The organism is Pseudoalteromonas sp. AS71, from assembly GCF_038900275.1.
Classification (GTDB): Bacteria; Pseudomonadota; Gammaproteobacteria; order Enterobacterales; family Alteromonadaceae; genus Pseudoalteromonas.
The window spans coordinates 128,530-144,903 of sequence record NZ_JBBMQZ010000007.1 but is presented as its reverse complement, the minus strand read 5'-3'; the positions used below and the strand labels follow the sequence as shown (position 1 = coordinate 144,903).

General features: G+C 39.6%; 14 protein-coding genes. 6 read left to right on the top strand and 8 right to left on the bottom strand.

The genetic code is table 11. The annotated features are described in order from the left end of the window. Nucleotides 1-91 precede the first annotated feature (91 nt). The 7 genes from parC to WNY98_RS07340 form a co-directional block, all read right to left on the bottom strand. The gene (parC, locus tag WNY98_RS07370) at nt 92-2,386 is read right to left on the bottom strand and encodes a DNA topoisomerase IV subunit A (protein WP_294119522.1); all 2,295 of its coding nucleotides are present in this window, start codon (nt 2,384-2,386) and stop codon (nt 92-94) included. A 10-nt stretch (nt 2,387-2,396) separates the two neighbouring features. Beyond that, nucleotides 2,397-3,491 carry a PQQ-dependent sugar dehydrogenase gene (locus tag WNY98_RS07365; RefSeq protein WP_024605067.1) on the bottom strand — a complete coding sequence of 365 codons (1,095 nt, stop codon included), beginning with the start codon at nt 3,489-3,491 and terminating at the stop codon, nt 2,397-2,399. A gap of 29 nt (nt 3,492-3,520) precedes the next feature. Then, the gene (gene parE / locus WNY98_RS07360) at nt 3,521-5,410 is read right to left on the bottom strand and encodes a DNA topoisomerase IV subunit B (protein ID WP_290192791.1); all 1,890 of its coding nucleotides are present in this window, start codon (nt 5,408-5,410) and stop codon (nt 3,521-3,523) included. A 108-nt stretch (nt 5,411-5,518) separates the two neighbouring features. Then, complete coding sequence (locus WNY98_RS07355; protein WP_024598881.1) at nt 5,519-6,079, bottom strand: YqiA/YcfP family alpha/beta fold hydrolase; 561 nt, start codon at nt 6,077-6,079, stop codon at nt 5,519-5,521. After that, nucleotides 6,064-6,849, bottom strand: a complete 786-nt coding sequence (locus WNY98_RS07350) for a metallophosphoesterase (protein ID WP_342877520.1) — start codon at nt 6,847-6,849, stop codon at nt 6,064-6,066. Before WNY98_RS07350 ends, WNY98_RS07355 begins: the two co-directional genes overlap by 16 nt. Continuing rightward, complete coding sequence (locus tag WNY98_RS07345) at nt 6,836-7,294, bottom strand: DUF1249 domain-containing protein (protein ID WP_024598883.1); 459 nt, start codon at nt 7,292-7,294, stop codon at nt 6,836-6,838. The genes WNY98_RS07350 and WNY98_RS07345 overlap by 14 nt, the downstream gene beginning before the upstream one ends. 26 nt (nt 7,295-7,320) lie before the next feature. Next, nucleotides 7,321-7,947 (bottom strand): NUDIX domain-containing protein, encoded by a 627-nt coding sequence (locus WNY98_RS07340; protein ID WP_024598884.1) that lies wholly within the window; start codon nt 7,945-7,947, stop codon nt 7,321-7,323. 151 nt (nt 7,948-8,098) lie between these two features. On the opposite strand from WNY98_RS07340, the gene tolC reads away from it, so the two are divergent. From tolC to WNY98_RS07325, 3 genes are all read left to right on the top strand, one after another. Beyond that, nucleotides 8,099-9,454 carry an outer membrane channel protein TolC gene (gene tolC / locus WNY98_RS07335; protein ID WP_342877519.1) on the top strand — a complete coding sequence of 452 codons (1,356 nt, stop codon included), beginning with the start codon at nt 8,099-8,101 and terminating at the stop codon, nt 9,452-9,454. A gap of 109 nt (nt 9,455-9,563) precedes the next feature. After that, nucleotides 9,564-10,493, top strand: coding sequence for an LpxL/LpxP family Kdo(2)-lipid IV(A) lauroyl/palmitoleoyl acyltransferase (lpxL, locus tag WNY98_RS07330; protein ID WP_342877518.1), 930 nt, complete (start codon nt 9,564-9,566; stop codon nt 10,491-10,493). 41 nt (nt 10,494-10,534) lie between these two features. Beyond that, a complete protein-coding gene (locus WNY98_RS07325) occupies nt 10,535-11,107 on the top strand; it encodes a toxin co-regulated pilus biosynthesis Q family protein (RefSeq protein ID WP_002961954.1) in 573 nt (190 codons plus the stop codon). An 86-nt stretch (nt 11,108-11,193) separates the two neighbouring features. Here the strand turns inward: WNY98_RS07325 and glnE are convergent, their stop codons facing one another. Then, nucleotides 11,194-13,989, bottom strand: coding sequence for a bifunctional [glutamate--ammonia ligase]-adenylyl-L-tyrosine phosphorylase/[glutamate--ammonia-ligase] adenylyltransferase (gene glnE / locus WNY98_RS07320; protein ID WP_342877517.1), 2,796 nt, complete (start codon nt 13,987-13,989; stop codon nt 11,194-11,196). A gap of 77 nt (nt 13,990-14,066) precedes the next feature. On the opposite strand from glnE, the gene WNY98_RS07315 reads away from it, so the two are divergent. The 3 genes from WNY98_RS07315 (at nt 14,067) to rsmE (ending at nt 16,326) form a co-directional block, all read left to right on the top strand. Further along, nucleotides 14,067-14,960: a hypothetical protein gene (locus tag WNY98_RS07315; protein ID WP_024596224.1), complete on the top strand. Its 894-nt coding sequence runs from the start codon at nt 14,067-14,069 to the stop codon at nt 14,958-14,960. Between the two features lie 85 nt (nt 14,961-15,045). Then, entirely contained in the window at nt 15,046-15,522 is a 477-nt protein-coding gene (locus WNY98_RS07310) for a hypothetical protein (protein ID WP_024596223.1), read from the top strand. Between the two features lie 69 nt (nt 15,523-15,591). Further along, nucleotides 15,592-16,326, top strand: coding sequence for a 16S rRNA (uracil(1498)-N(3))-methyltransferase (gene rsmE / locus WNY98_RS07305; RefSeq protein WP_197185499.1), 735 nt, complete (start codon nt 15,592-15,594; stop codon nt 16,324-16,326). Nucleotides 16,327-16,374: the final 48 nt, after the last annotated feature.

The following is a 16,374-nucleotide window of genomic DNA, read 5'->3' as shown; positions in this document are numbered from 1 at the left end:
CTGCTTGTTTTAATATTGCTTTAAAGTGGTTTTAAAACAAAAACGGCCTGCAAATGCAGACCGTTTTTATTTGTACAAAAGAAGTCATTCGCTACTCTTCGCTAATAACTTCTTTTGGTTCATCATCTTGAGGTGTTAACTCAACAACCGCTTCGTCAACACGCTGTAAGCCACGTGGTAATTTATTACCCCTACGCCCTCGCTCACCATGATAATGCTCTAAGTCACTTGGTTTAAGTGTTAGTTTTCGCTTACCAGCATGAAGCGTAACACTGCTACCTAGTGGCACAACAGCAAGCACTTTTACAAACTCTTCACGGGCTTGTACTTTAGCACCCGGTATAGAAATGATTTTATTACCTTTACCCTTACCTAATTTTGGTAAGTCTCGCAGCGGGAATAAAAGCATTCGACCTTCGTTAGAAATAGCCATACAGTAATCGCTAGCAACATCGTTCACTCTAATAGGAGAAAGTAATATTCCACCTTTAGGGACACTTACCAGCGCTTTACCATTTTTATTTTTACTAACTAAGTCTTTAAAGTCGGTGATAAAGCCGTAGCCCGCATCTGACGCCATAAGCAATACTTGCTCATCTTCACTCATTACCACGTGCTCAAAATTAGCACCTGGTGTTAAGTTAAAGCGACCTGTCATTGGCTCGCCTTGGCTACGCGCCGAAGGTAGACTGTGTGCATCGGTTGCAAACGCCCGCCCTGCTGAATCTAAAAATACTGCAGGTTGATTACTCTTACCACGAGCCGAGGCTCTAAAGCCATCACCTGAGCGATAATTTAAGCCTTGTACATCTAAGTCATGACCTTTACCAACGCGTGCCCAGCCTTTGTCTGATAGCACAACAGTAACTGACTCTGATGGAATTAAATCTTTTTCGTTAAGTGCTTTTGCTTCTGAGCGCTCAATCACTGGTGAGCGGCGATCGTCACCATACATTTCAGCGGCTTCTTGAATTTCTTTTTTAAGCAGTGTCGACATACGACGCTCAGAACCCAAAATTTGCGCTAATTTATCACGCTCTTTGGCTAGTTCATCTTGCTCACCACGAATTTTAAACTCTTCAAGTTTAGCTAAATGACGAAGTTTTAATTCTAAAATTGCTTCTGCTTGCGTATCGGTTAAATCAAAGCGCTCCATTAATACAGGCTTTGGTTTATCTTCGCTGCGGATGATTTCAATTACTTCATCAATATTTAAAAAGGCGGCTAATAAACCCTCTAAAATATGTAGGCGCGCTAATACTTTATCTAAACGATACTGTAAACGACGACGCACTGTTTCGCGTCTAAATGTTAGCCACTCACTTAAAATACAGCGTAAGTCTTTAACTTGCGGGCGACCATCTAGGCCTAACATGTTTAAGTTTACGCGATAGTTTTTTTCAAGGTCGGTAGTTGCAAATAAATGAGCCATTAATGGCTCAGCTTTAATGCGGTTTGAGCGCGGGATAATTACAATGCGTGTCGGATTTTCGTGATCTGACTCGTCACGTAAATCGGCAATCATAGGTAATTTTTTAGCGTTCATTTGCGCTGCAATTTGCTCAAGCACTTTACCACCAGAACATTGATGCGGCAGTGCTGTAATGACAATATCGCCATGCTCTTCGGTGTAAACCGCACGCATTTTGATAGACCCACGACCGGTTTTATATATTTTATGAATATCGGCTTTTGGGGTAATTATTTCAGCATCTGTTGGGTAATCTGGTGCATGTACAAGCTCAAGTAATTCTTCAAGCTCTGTTTTTGGTTTATCAAGTAATAAACAACATGCGCTAGCCACTTCACGTACGTTATGTGGCGGAATATCAGTTGCCATACCTACGGCAATACCCGTTATACCGTTGAGTAAAATATGCGGTAAACGAGAAGGCAGTACAACAGGTTCATCCATTGTGCCATCAAAGTTTGGTGTCCAGTCGACGGTGCCTTGACCAAGCTCTTTAAGCAGTACTTCTGAAAACTTAGATAAACGCGCTTCGGTATAACGCATTGCTGCAAACGATTTAGGGTCATCTGCCGCCCCCCAGTTTCCTTGTCCATCTACCAAAGGGTAGCGGTAAGAAAACGGCTGCGCCATTAATACCATCGCTTCGTAACATGCACTATCGCCGTGAGGATGGTACTTACCGAGTACGTCACCCACTGTACGGGCTGATTTTTTGTACTTGGCATTAGCCGACAAACCCAGTTCGCTCATCGCATAAATAATACGACGCTGCACTGGTTTTAAGCCGTCACCTACATGCGGTAGGGCACGATCCATGATTACGTACATGGAATAATTTAAATAGGCGTCTTCGGTAAAACGCCCCATTGTTTGTTGCTCAATTCCTTGCATTAGCAAGGTATCTGTATCACTCATTAAAGCTTACCTAGTTTTTCTTATAGCTTACACGGTAGATTACATTGGCGTAATCATCGCTTACTAACAGACTGCCGTCACCTAATTCTGCAAATGCAACAGGGCGTCCAAATGTTGTTTCGTCTTTCATAAAGCCAGTAATAAATGGCGTATATTTAGTTACGCGACCTACTTCGATTGTTGCTAGGCCTACTTTATAGCCTGACTTTTTAGAACGGTTCCATGAGCCATGTTCAGCAACAAATAATTGTTGCTTATAACTTGCTGGAAATTGCTTACCGTTATAAAAATGAATACCTAGTGGCGCTACATGCGCTGGAAGTGCAAGTGCTGGCGATGTGTAATCGGCAATGTTTTTACCTTCCCCAAACTCAGGGTCAATAATTGCGCCGGCATGAACATATGGAAAGCCAAAATGCTCACCTTCTTGCGTTGCACGGTTTAACTCATCAGGCGGAATATCATCGCCCATCATATCGCGACCGTTATCACTAAACCATAAAGCTTGAGTAGCAGGATGAAAATCAAAACCCACTGTGTTTCTAACGCCTTTAGCTATTGTTTTTATTTGTTTTGTTTCTACATTAAGGGCAAAAATACGACCAAAACGCTCATCCTCAGCACAAATATTACACGGTACACCCACCGGAATGATTAATTCTCCCGTTGGTGCAAAACGTAAAAATTTCCAACCATGATGACGCTCACTCGGTAGTTTGTTATAGACCACATCAAATTTTGGATCTTTTAATTGGGTATCAATATTTTTAAAGCGAATAATACGATGCACTTCGCCTACATATAAATCGCCATCTTTAATTGCTATGCCAGAGGGCATGTTTAAGCCTTTAGCCACAACAATTTTTTTATCTGCTACGCCGTCGCTATTGTGATCAATAAGCGCATATACGTTGCCCGCTTTACGAGAGCCAACATACACAATACCTTTTTTTGAAACGGCTATTTGACGTGCATTTTCTACATCATTTGCAAATAAACTAATTTCAAACCCAGGTGCTACGGTGAGCTTATCAAGTATATTTTTAGCCATTGCAGGAGCGCTAGTCAGCCCAAGTAACAGCAAACTTCCTAGTAATTTTTTCATTCGTCTCTCCTAGTGTTAGGCACAAGCAATTAAACGAGCGCCTTGTTACCATGATCTTCTAACCATTGACGACGATCAGGCGATCGTTTTTTAGCAAGTAGCATATCCATCATTTCCATGGTTTCTACTTCTTCATCAAGCGTAAGCTGCACTAAACGTCGGGTATTTGGATCCATCGTAGTTTCACGAAGTTGTAACGGGTTCATTTCACCCAGACCTTTGAATCGTTGTACATTTACTTTACCGCGTTTTTTCTCGGCTTCTATACGTGCCAAAATAGCGGTTTTTTCTTCTTCATCAAGTGCGTAATAAACTTCTTTACCAATATCTATTCTAAATAATGGCGGCATTGCTACATACACATGCCCTGTTTTTACTAACTCTGGAAAATGACGAACAAACAGTGCACATAATAACGTCGCGATGTGTAGTCCATCCGAGTCAGCATCGGCCAATATACAAATTTTATTGTAGCGCAGTCCCGACATATCCGTTGACTCGGGATCAATACCCAATGCCACTGAAATATCGTGCACTTCTTGTGATGCGAGTATTTGGCCTGACTCAACTTCCCAAGTATTTAAAATTTTACCACGTAGCGGCATAATTGCCTGAAATTCACGGTCTCGCGCTTGTTTAGCAGAACCACCAGCAGAATCACCTTCCACTAAAAACAGCTCGGTTCGGTCATTATCGGCAGCACTACAATCGGTCAATTTACCTGGTAATGCAGGCCCTGCAGTAACTCGTTTACGTACAACTTTTTTAGCTGCACGCAAACGGCTTTGCGCGTTTGAAATACATAACTCAGCTAATAATTCTGCGGTATCGGTATGTTCATTTAGCCATAAACTAAACGAATCTTTTACAACACCCGATACAAATGCGGCACATGAACGTGATGAAAGTTTTTCTTTGGTTTGCCCGGCAAATTGTGGATCTTGCATTTTAACCGACAATACGTAACTACAACGCTCCCAAATATCATCCGGTGTTAGCTTTACGCCACGAGGTAGTAAATTTCTAAACTCACAAAACTCTCGCATTGCTTCAAGTAAGCCTTGGCGCAGACCATTTACATGTGTACCACCTTGCGCGGTAGGAATTAAGTTTACGTAGCTTTCCGCTATTGATTCGCCACCTTCAGGTAGCCATACAACAGCCCAATCAGCGCCTTCAATTGAGCTTTTAAATTCACCTACAAATGGGTCTTGCGGTAATGTTTCAAACCCTTTAACGGCTTCAATTAGGTAATCTTTTAAGCCAGTTTCGTAAAACCATTCTTTGGTTTCTTTTGTTTGCTTATTAACAAACTTAATTCGCAGTCCTGGACACAAAACTGCTTTGGCTTTTAATAAATGATTAAGTTTGGTAATTGAGTAGTTTGGTGAATCAAAGTAGCTGACATCAGCCCAAAAACGAACCGTAGTACCAGTGTTACGTTTACCCACTGTACCAATTACATTTAAGTCTTCTACTTTATCGCCGCTTTCAAATGCCATTCTGTATTGTTGAGCATCGCGTCTTACTGTTACTTCTACACGCGTAGATAACGCATTTACTACCGAAATACCTACGCCGTGTAAACCGCCCGAAAACTGATAGTTTTTGTTGGAAAACTTACCACCGGCGTGTAGCTTAGTGAAGATCAATTCAACCCCAGGGATACCTTCTTCTGGGTGAATATCAATAGGCATACCGCGCCCATCATCGCTTACTTCAAGCGAATTGTCTTCGTGGAGTATTACGTCGATACGAGTAGCATGACCAGCCATAGCTTCATCGACACTGTTGTCGATAACCTCTTGACCTAAATGATTTGGACGTACGGTATCGGTGTACATCCCTGGACGTCTTTTTACCGGATCTAATCCATTAAGTACTTCAATGGCTTCGGCGTTATAATTTTGATCACTCATAGTTTTTGTCTTTATATCCGCTAAGGCTCTAATACGTTTTACTAGTTTTATTGTTATATGCGCTAAAGCGTTAATATAGTAACTAACCTTTGTTCAGGTTAACTAGTTTTACGTGATTTTAAGAAAATCTACAATACTTGCAAAGGTGCGTTCAAATTCAACGTAGCTATGATCGCCACCAAATTCTATCAATTGCTTACATTGTGAATAATATTTTACTGCGTGTTGAAAGTTCAACACTTCATCGCCTGTTTGCTGTAATAAGTACAGTAACTCAGGGTGTGCTAATTTATCTACGGCGAGTAATTTAAGTGCCTCAATATGACTGTTATTTAAGTCGTAATGATAATCTTGATACGGATTATAATTAGGCCCAAGTAACGACTGTAATAAATTATAGGGTGCGACCGCGGGATTAATGACCACTGCAGGAATTTGATAACGCTGCGATAAATACGTGGCAAAAAAACCACCTAACGAGCTACCTAATAAAACGGTATTTGGCGTTAGTAATTGCTCAAGCTCAATTATAGCTTGTAGGGGCTCGTGGTTTAAGCTCGGTACACAATAATCAACGTCATAGTTTGCCATAAGCTCACCAAAGCGCACAGCTTTATATGATTTTTGTGAACTATTAAAGCCATGAATATAAATTACGCGTTTGGCCATACCACTTCCGTTTTTACTTCTACTTTATCTTTTTTACTGTTTATATTGAGAATTCTGTAAGCTGGGCCCGCATTTTTTTGCTCCCACTGTGAAGTATGCTTTACAAACTGTATTGAGCTGGCTGGGGTCGCATATATGGGCAATCCTCTAAAGCTTTGCTGGTAATCATTATGAACATGACCATGGAAAAGCGCTGATGTGTTGTTACTGTTTACTAAAATATTTAAAAGCTGTGGACCATTTTCTAATAAGTGCTTATCAAGGTAGCCATTTATTGGCAGCGGATTATGATGACAAAATATAACCTTACTATTATTAGAGTCGACTAAAACGTCCGTTATTTCATCTAAGTGCGCACCAGTAACCCATCCTGCAGGCGTAGGTCCTTTAGAATTAACTAGAAGTAGCTCAACCCCATTAGCAATAATATGTTTAGCCGGACTTATTTGCCCACCACTTATGCGATTAAGCATCGCGAGTTCATCATGATTACCTGGTACCCAAAACACAGGGCAAGTTATGTCACTGGCATTTATAAGTTCACTAAATAGTAAGTACGATTCAAAGCTATGATCTTGCGTTAAATCGCCACCAAAAATAATGCAGTCTATTGGCTGCTCAGCAATGTGTGCTAAGGCTTGTTCAAAGTGAGCTGCGGTATTTATATCAAAGTATTTACCGCTTTTGTCTGCAAATAAATGGCTGTCAGTAATATGCGCAATGCACAAAGATGATTTATCAAATGTGTACGAATCATCAAACCAAGCCATTATTTACATCCCAATTTAATGTCGCTTGTCCATGCTCTACACAGGCTACTAACCAGTCGTATAAAAAAGCATTAAGTTGATACTTTTCATCTTTTTGATGCATTTTAGGGTTAGGGTAACCATATGATGGTTTTATGCGTTGATGGTAATCGTGGTGAACAATCTCTGCCACTTTCGCATCGTGATATAAGCGCACCGTTAAATACAGCGGTGTTATTCCTTTAACCATTCCTGTTAGCTGCTTAATTGAAATATCCATAGTATATTTTGCGCTGCCATCAATTTTTGTAGCAAATTCACTGTTGCCAAGTTTTACTTCACGAATGCTTCCTAAATTGCGCTCGCTCGGTAATAACTTTAATAGTCGCACATAGTTATGCTCACAAAGTGTTAAATACTTTGGGAGGCTCTGAATATATCGCTTTGTTGCTAATTGTGCTGTCAAGGTACCGCCATAATTTTAGTAAGAGTTTATGCCCATTTGTTTGCCATTTTTTCGCGATTAAGCGCAAGCCACTGCATACAAATAACCGTTGCCGCATTATCCATTTCACCGTTATTGAGGCGCATTAGCGCATCATCAACTGATAAAATGTGAGTTTTTATATCCTCTCCTTCAGTTTCAAGACCATATACACCTGATTTCACTTGGCTTAAGTCAGTACGCGCTAAATATAAATGTAAGCGCTCAGTTGTACCACCGGGGCTTGATAAGTATGAAAGCATAAATTCAAGTTCAGTTAATTCAAGTCCAGCTTCTTCATACGCTTCTTTTTTAACAACTGATTCGTAATCTTTGCTGCCGTCTGTCATTCCGGCTATACATTCTAGCAGCCACGGCGAATGCTTGCTTTTAATAGCGCCAATACGTATTTGCTCAATTAAAAGAACAGTATCTGATATTGGGTCGTAAGGGAGTACTGCAATTGCATCACCACGCTCTAATATTTCGCGGCTAATTATTTTAGATTTTCCACCTGCAAATAGTGCATGTTCAAACTGGTACAAATCAACCTGAAAAAAACCTTTATAGAGGTTTTTTATTGGCTTTAAATTTACATCTTCATGTGTAAATTGAACGAGTTTTTTATCAACCACGTACCTAGCTCCTACTTATCTAAATCTTTAAAATGCGTTAATATATTCTGTTACACTTGAACATACTGTTTTACTAATTATTTTTTTTGTTATGCAGTAAAACAGGTTAACATGCTTTTAGTACAAAAATTGTCTAAGGACCGAACCCCACATGAAAAAGAACATTCTTGCGGCGCTAGTTAGTTTATCATGCGCACTAGGTGCAACAGCAGTGAAAGCTGAAGATTTACTACAAGTTTTTGAAATAGCGACAGCTAACGATCCTACTGTTTTAAAAGCAAAAGCCCAAGCCGATGCACAGTCTTATCAAAGCGATTTGGCGATGAGCACACTACTGCCTCAAATTGGTTTGACTATGAGTTATACAAAAAGCGATGCAACGTCTTATCAAAGCGTTGGCGACTTATCTAACCAAGTGAAAGTTGAAAGTGACTCAGACCAATTCTCTCGTGGTGTAAGCTTAAGCCAAACATTATTTGATCTAGGTGCCTGGAACACGTTAGATATTGCCGACAAGCAAGCGCTTCAAGCAAGCGGCCTATACGATGCAGCTAAACAAAACTTAATTGTACGCGTTGCTGAAGGTTATTTTAACGTATTAAGCGCAAGCGATAACCTTGAATTTGTTGAAGCGGAAAAACGTGCAATTGAACGTCAACTAGAACAAACAAAACAACGTTATGCGGTAGGCTTAACAGCAATTACAGACGTACACGAAGCACAAGCTCAGTTCGATAACTCTGTAGCTCAAGAAATTATTGCAGGTAATGCTGTAGAAACAGCACGCGAGCAACTTCGTGAGATTACAGGTAAATATCACGAAAAATTAGATTTTTTAAATACAGATACTTTCTCAACAACTAGACCAACTAAGCGCTCAAGCGACTTTGTTAAAGTAGCTGAAGATAAAAACATAAACCTACAAGTGTCTAAAGTAACAGTTGATATTGCAAAAGATCAAATTGAATTAGCGAAAGCGGGACATTATCCAAAACTAACTCTAAGTGCAAGTTATGGTGATTCTCTTACAGACAATCAAATAAATGGCGCTAACTTTGATGATCAGCCACGTTCAGACTCAAGCTCTGTTGGGCTTAACTTTAGCGTACCTTTATATTCAGGTGGCGCAACGGTTGCTGCAACAAATCAAGCCCGTGCGTTTTACGTAGGTGCTAGCCAAGACTATGAAACAAATTACCGCGCAGTAACTCGCACAGTGATTACATCATATAATCAAGTTGTTTCAGACATCGCTACTTATAAAGCACTAGAGCAAGCCGTTGTTTCAGCTCAAAGTGCGCTTAAAGCAACTGAAGCCGGTTTTGAAGTAGGTACGCGTACAATTGTTGACGTACTAGTAAGTACGCAAAATTTATACGATGCAAAGCGTAACCTTGCTGATGTACGTTACCGTTATGTGCTATCTACCCTTCGCTTAAAGCAAGCTGCGGGTACATTAACAAGTGAAGATTTAGTGGCTATAAACCAAGGTTTAAAAGCCGCTTAAATCGCATAATTCATGTAGTTAAAAACATTGGAAGCCAGCTAAATGCTGGCTTTTTGTATTTTACAGCGCTTAGCGTTAAACTATCGTTTTTATTCTCAGAGATATTTTTGTGGTCACCTCATCTCCTTTTAAAGCATCTTTTTTAGGCCCTCGATACTGGTTAACGTGGATTGGCGTTCTATTTTTATATTTAATTTCTTGGTTACCGCAAAAACTACAATTGGCAATGGGTAAACAGCTTGGTCGCTTAGTTCATAAATTTATGAAACGCCGTCGCCATATTGCAGAAGTAAATATTAAGCTGTGTTTTCCTGATATGAGCGAAGCAGATCAAAAAGACCTTGTACTCAAAAATATGGAAAACACCGGCATTGCAATGGTTGAAACCGGCATGGCTTGGTGGTGGCCGCAGTGGCGAGTAAAAAGTGTATATGGCTCAATCAAAGGTTTGGAACACTTTGAGCGCGTACAGGCATCTGGTAAAGGTGTTTTATTACTTGTACCTCATATTCTGCATCTTGAAATGGCGAGTCGTGTAATGGGATTAAAATGCCAAGGTTTAGGCTTTTACCGCCCTCACAACAACGCTCTAATGGAATACTTTACAACTAATGGCCGCCTTCGTTCTAACGAATACCTAATTGGCCGAAAAGATGTAAAAGGTTTACTAAAATCATTAAAAAACAAAAAAGTATGCTATTACTTACCTGACCAAGATTACGGCCGTAACCGCTGTGAGTTTGTGCCATTTTACGCCGTCCCTGACACAGCAACGACAACAGGTACTCTTATGTTTGCTGGCAGTAAAAACTGCGAAACTATGAGCTTAATCTCGCGTCGTGACGAAAATGGAAAGTATCATTTAGAGGTAGTACCTGAGCTTGAAAACTTCCCAAGTGGTGATGATAAGGCTGATGTAACGCGTGTGAATCAACGAATGGAACAATCTGTTAATGCAGCACCAGAGCAATACATGTGGCTACACCGTCGCTTTAAAACTCGACCTGATAAAAATACCCCTTCTTTTTACAAAAAGTAATGGTATAACAATAATAGGAACAAATAAGGTGGGTAATAATCATGTGGTTTTGGATTAGACATTTATCATTTGCAGCCGTGCTAATAGCACTCGCCGTATACTTCTTAGTGGGTGATGGTTCTGTATTTGATATTAAAAAATCTAAAAATGCAGCCGCCGAAGGATTATCACGCTTTTACTCCTCCATTCGTAACCAAGTAAAAAGTAATAAAGAACGAGATCAATTTGTTTTAAAACTTAAAACACCAGAACAAACCTTGGATAGAGTATTGGCTGAACGTGCGCGAACAGTAGATCCAATGCCTACAAATTGGACTGGAGAAGTTGAACCTAGGCGCTTTGAAAATGGCACAACTCTTAAAGATGTACTTAATCAATATGCTAAAAACGAGGGGATTGAGCTCTACTGGTACTTAAGTAAAGATTACGTAGTTAAAGATCATTTTAGAGTAGACAGTAACTTTACTTCAGCACTGTACCAAATTGGGCGCGCTATAAATGATGACTTTGAGCATGAGGTTTATACTTACTTTTGCCATAAACAAAGAGCAGCGGTTATTACCGAGTTACCATCAGAATTTGTACGTACAAACTGTTTAAAACTAAAGGTTTAAGGGTTTACACATACAAAAACCCAAGCAAGCGCTTGGGTTTTTCAGTTCAATTCAATTCAATTCAATTCAATTCAATTCAATTCAATTCAATTCAATTCAAAAATACTATTCCAAATATTAGTTACGTTAGTAATATCTTGTAAAAACGTTTCTCGCGGGATCAATTTGCCTTTTTGCTCCAAGCTCAACACGTGATAACACGAGCGGTAATCAATATACGCTTTTATCAACTGCTGCTTTTGCTCTTTAGTAATACAACCTATATTTGCCGCATCCGTTAATATTCTTACGTTATCTGAGTAAACTGTAAGCTGTTCAAACTCGTTTGCGTGTTTAAGTACTAAATATTGCGTAATAAACTCAATATCAGCCATACCGCCAACATCTTGTTTTAAATCAAATTGTTCAGTATTTCCTTTCGCTAAATGGTCGCGCATTTTTTCGCGCATTTTTATTACATCTGCTTTTAAGACTGTATGATCGCGCTGTTGGCAAAGTATATTTTTACGAATTTGTGAAAAACGATCTATGAGATCGTTTTGGCCCAAAATCAACCGTGCCCGCACAAGTGCTTGATGTTCCCACGTCCACGCTTGAGTTTGCTGATAGTGATTAAAGCTCTCTAGATTGATAGCCAGTAAACCTGATGCACCTTCAGGGCGTAATCGCGTATCAAGCTCATACAAAATACCCGATGCAGTACGAGTATTAAATAAATGCATTAAGCGCTGAGCGAGTTTTAAATAAAACTGGCGAGAATCTATCGGTTTTTCACCATTGGTTTGGCTTGAGCCATCATGATTATGCACAAACACCAAATCTAAATCTGAATCATACCCCACTTCCAAGCCGCCCGTTTTACCATATGCAATAACAGCAAAGCCTTTGTTTTCATCATCAGTGCCAGGTGGCATACCAAAACGCTTAACAGTGTTATGCCATGCAATATTAACAGCTTGATCAACAATCGCCTCAGCGAGTACGGTTAAGTGATCGCTTACTTTCATTACATCGAGAACGCCGGTTGCATCTGCAGCTGCAATTCGTAATTGATGCGTTTGCTTAAATTGCCTAAGCGACTCCATTTGCAGTTCTAAATCGTCATGCTCTATTCGTAAAAAATACTGTCTTATTTCATCTTTATAAGCCGTTAATGGTGTCGGTTTATAAAGAACCGCTGGGTCTATTAGCTCATCAAGTAATATAGGGTAGCGAGAAATATGCTCACCTATCCATTTGCTATGACAACAAAGTAAAACGAGTTGCTTTAACGCACCTTGGTTTTCGTACAGTAATTCTAAATAAGCAGTGCGTGAAATTATTTTATTAAAAATTTGGCAAACCATCGTAAAAGCAGCTTCGCTGGCATTAAAGTCATTTAACTGACTTAATAAAACAGGCATTAATTTATCAAGGGTGTCGCGCCCTCGGTTACCGATGTTTACCTTAGACAGCCTTAATTTAAAATCGTTAAGAGGAGTTTGCCATTCATCTCTAGCCTCTTTTAAAAACCCCACATCACCATGATCCCAAGCACTAATAAATGCGCCTTCACAAGTATCAAGTGGTGCGGTTTCCTCGCCAATGACCAGTGCAAACTCACCGTTAACTTGCTTCATCACTTTTTCAATAGAGCTTAAAGTAGCAGCAAAATCCGCTTGTTCTAATAATAAATTTAAGCGCTGCTGATTCAATTCATCATCAGGAAGTGTTTGCGTTTGTTGATCATCAAATATTTGTAAGTACTGCTCAACTTTTCGCAAATAAAGATAATTGCGCTTAAGCTCACTTGCTTCTTGCTCATCTATAACTTGGCTAAGTGCCAACTCATTTAATGCTTTAAGTAATGATTGAGTTTGTAAATTAGCCTCTCGGCCACCTCGTACCATTTGCAGGGCTTGCACTATAAATTCAACTTCACGAATACCACCAGCGCCTAATTTTATATTATTAGTTAAGCGTTTACGGCGAACCTCTTGTGCAATCATTAACTTCATTTTACGCAAAGATTCAATTACCGAAAAATCAATATACCGGCGATAAACAAACGGCTTTAAAAGCTTAATAAATTCATCCCAATATTTATTAGGGGTGCCAATTAGGCGCCCTTTTAACATTGCGTAGCGTTCCCAGTCGCGCCCTTGCTCCTGATAGTAATCTTCAATAGCATTAAAGCTCATGACCAAAGGGCCACTTTCGCCAAACGGGCGTAGGCGCATATCAACTCTAAATACCTGCCCGTCACCGGTGGCTTGGTTAAGTGATGCAATGAGCTTTTGTGCAACTTTGGTATAAAATACTTGGGCCTCAAGGCTTCTGCAACCACCTTGGGTTTTTGTACTGCGCGGATACGCAAAAATGAGATCAATATCAGAGGAGTAATTTAGCTCTTGCCCGCCGAGCTTCCCCATCCCTAGAACCATTAATGGCATTGCTTGGCTTTGCTCATCAAGCGGCTCACCATTTACTTTTGCCACCTGCGCATGCGCCCATTGGTTAGCGCTATCAATTAGCATATCAGCCAGTTGGCTTATGTAATTAATGCTATCGGCAATAGGGTTATTACAACATAAATCTAAAAAGGCGACTTTAAGCCAGTATTTTTCGCGGTACTTTCGTAAGATTTGATTACACTTAGCATCGTCAATATCACTAAGTTCAATGCTATCAAAGGGAGAGGTAACATGCCTGTTTTGAATTTCATCTTTGCACAGCAGCCAGTCTTTTAACGTTGGTTGTGATTCTAAACAGCGCCAGGCAAAGTCGCTCAAGGCGAGTAATCGTATAACTTCGCTTTCATTACTTTGCTGTGGATATAATTGTTCGAAGCGCTCTAAGCCAAGTTTTTGTAATTGAATAGGAAGTTGCTTTACGTTACTCATCAATCCTCTCTTTTATATCATCAATAACCGTACTAGAATGACTAAAACCTAGAAAAGTTCACTTAATTAGGATCACCATGTCATATTTGTCTTTATCTAACACTAGTTTTATTGCGATTGCTATTAGTTTTGCGGTTATTTGTATAACTATTTTTAGTTTACGAGTTGTCACTCAAATCAAGGCAAAACAAGCGCTTAAAGATGAACTTGCGCAGCACGATAACTTTGCCATGGGTATTAGCTTCGCATCTGAAATATCAGTTGTCATAGCCACTATGGCCTTCTTATTTGATGAAATAAGCATAAGCACCGCGCAATCCAATCCATTAAAAGTTTTGGTCATTATTATTTTATTATTTACATTTATTAAGGTAGGTCACTTAATTCATCGTAAATGGATATTGCACAGGTTTAATGAAGAAGCTGCAATATTAAAGCAAAATGTATGTGCTGCACTGGTGGATTCGGGCATGTTAATCGCCAACTGTATTATTGCACTTGGTTTATACACGTGGACACATACCCAAGGGTTTAGTAACTTACTTATTGCTTGCGTTAGCTTTTTTACACTTCAGGGAATGTTTGCACTGGATAGTAAAATACGAGAATATCGTTTTGCCAAAGCAAACCAAGGCGCTTCGCTACAAAGTAACTTCAACTTAGAAAACACCTCTATAGGTATAAGATATGCTGGAAAATCAATCGGTTTAGCATTATCTGTATACGCTGGTTTATCTAGCGCAGCATTTCAAAACGGTAAAATGGTAGAAAACATATTTACACTCGTTATGCATTGCGGTGTAATGTGGATACTACTCTACAGCTTAACGTATGTTATAAAAGTTATCTCTTTACCAAATATTGATACAGCTCTTGAAATAGACCATCAAGATAATATTGGCGTAGCATGTATAGAGTTTGCTGTTTTTTGTGCTATAGGTTATTTACTTATTAGCATGTTTTCTCTTTAGACCTTTTTACTAAAAATACAGCAATTAAAACGTCTGCATTTAAGTAATAATGGTAATTACTTAAATGTAACAAGGCCCGAGCTCTATGCCACTTGAAGCTACTAACTATTTGTTAATTGACATAGACAACGAATTTAGCCGTGCATTTGCCGAATTCTATGTTAATAATGGCAAAACCAAAGCGAGTACGCTTATTGCAGCAGGCAATAATACCCGTCAGTTAGTAAAAATGATGTTTGACGAGCTTATTAAAGACTATAGTTATTGCGATCTTGAGAACGAAATCAGCGTTTCTGAATTAATTAACTATCTCAAAGAGCATCACGATTTACACGGAGTACTTTTTAATAATACCGATTACTTACTCGCAAGTGATAAACAACGCTTTATTTATAACTCCTTACATGAAAAACGCTTTTTAATAAACCTTGATGATACAGGCTATACACTAAGCCGAGTTACTGACGAAACATTAACCGAACCTTCGCAAAATCACCATGATATAGCACACACACCACAAGATTTAATAGATCTCGCCGAGCAACTTAATAAAAATAAATAATTGCGCACAGCTCCCAGCTTACTTACCATAGCAGTATATATTTTTATGCTAAGTAGTAAGTGACGCACTATGCGAGTTCCTCATATTTATCAAACATCGAGTATTGCCCTAAACACCCCTGTAACCTTAGATGAGGATGCTGCAGGGCATATTGGCAGAGTGCTGCGCATGAAAGTAGGCGAGCATGTATCTATTTTTAATGGCGAAGGCGGCGAATACCTTAGTGAAATAATTGAAGTAACAAAAAAAACAGTCGTCGTAATGCCATTAGAGCTTAATCCCCACGATGTAGAATCTCCGCTTAAAATTCATTTAGGCCAGTGTGTATCCCGTGGTGATAAAATGGACTTTACAATTCAAAAGTCAGTTGAACTGGGCATTACCGAAATCACCCCACTTTTTAGTCAGCGCTGTGGCGTGAAACTAATGGGCGATCGCCTTGAGAAAAAACACCAACAATGGCAAAAAATTGCAATTGCAGCGGCAGAGCAATCTGGGCGTAATTTTGTGCCAATTATTCATCCTCCTGTCGATTTAAAACAATGGCTTGCACAACAAACCAATGCAATTAAGCTCACTCTCCACCCCCGTGCTGAGCACAGCATTAAAACCATTACGGTACCTAAAGATGGCGTACGCTTTTTAGTCGGCCCAGAAGGCGGCTTTACCGACGATGAAATGGCACTAACTAAACAACTAGAATTTGTAGATATTCGCTTAGGCCCGCGCGTTTTACGAACGGAAACAGCCGCTTTAACGGTCTTAAGTGCATTACAACTTCAATTTGGCGATTTAGCTAATTGAAATAACTAAAAGCACCCTCATATAAACAGTAACATTTATAGTAAGGCA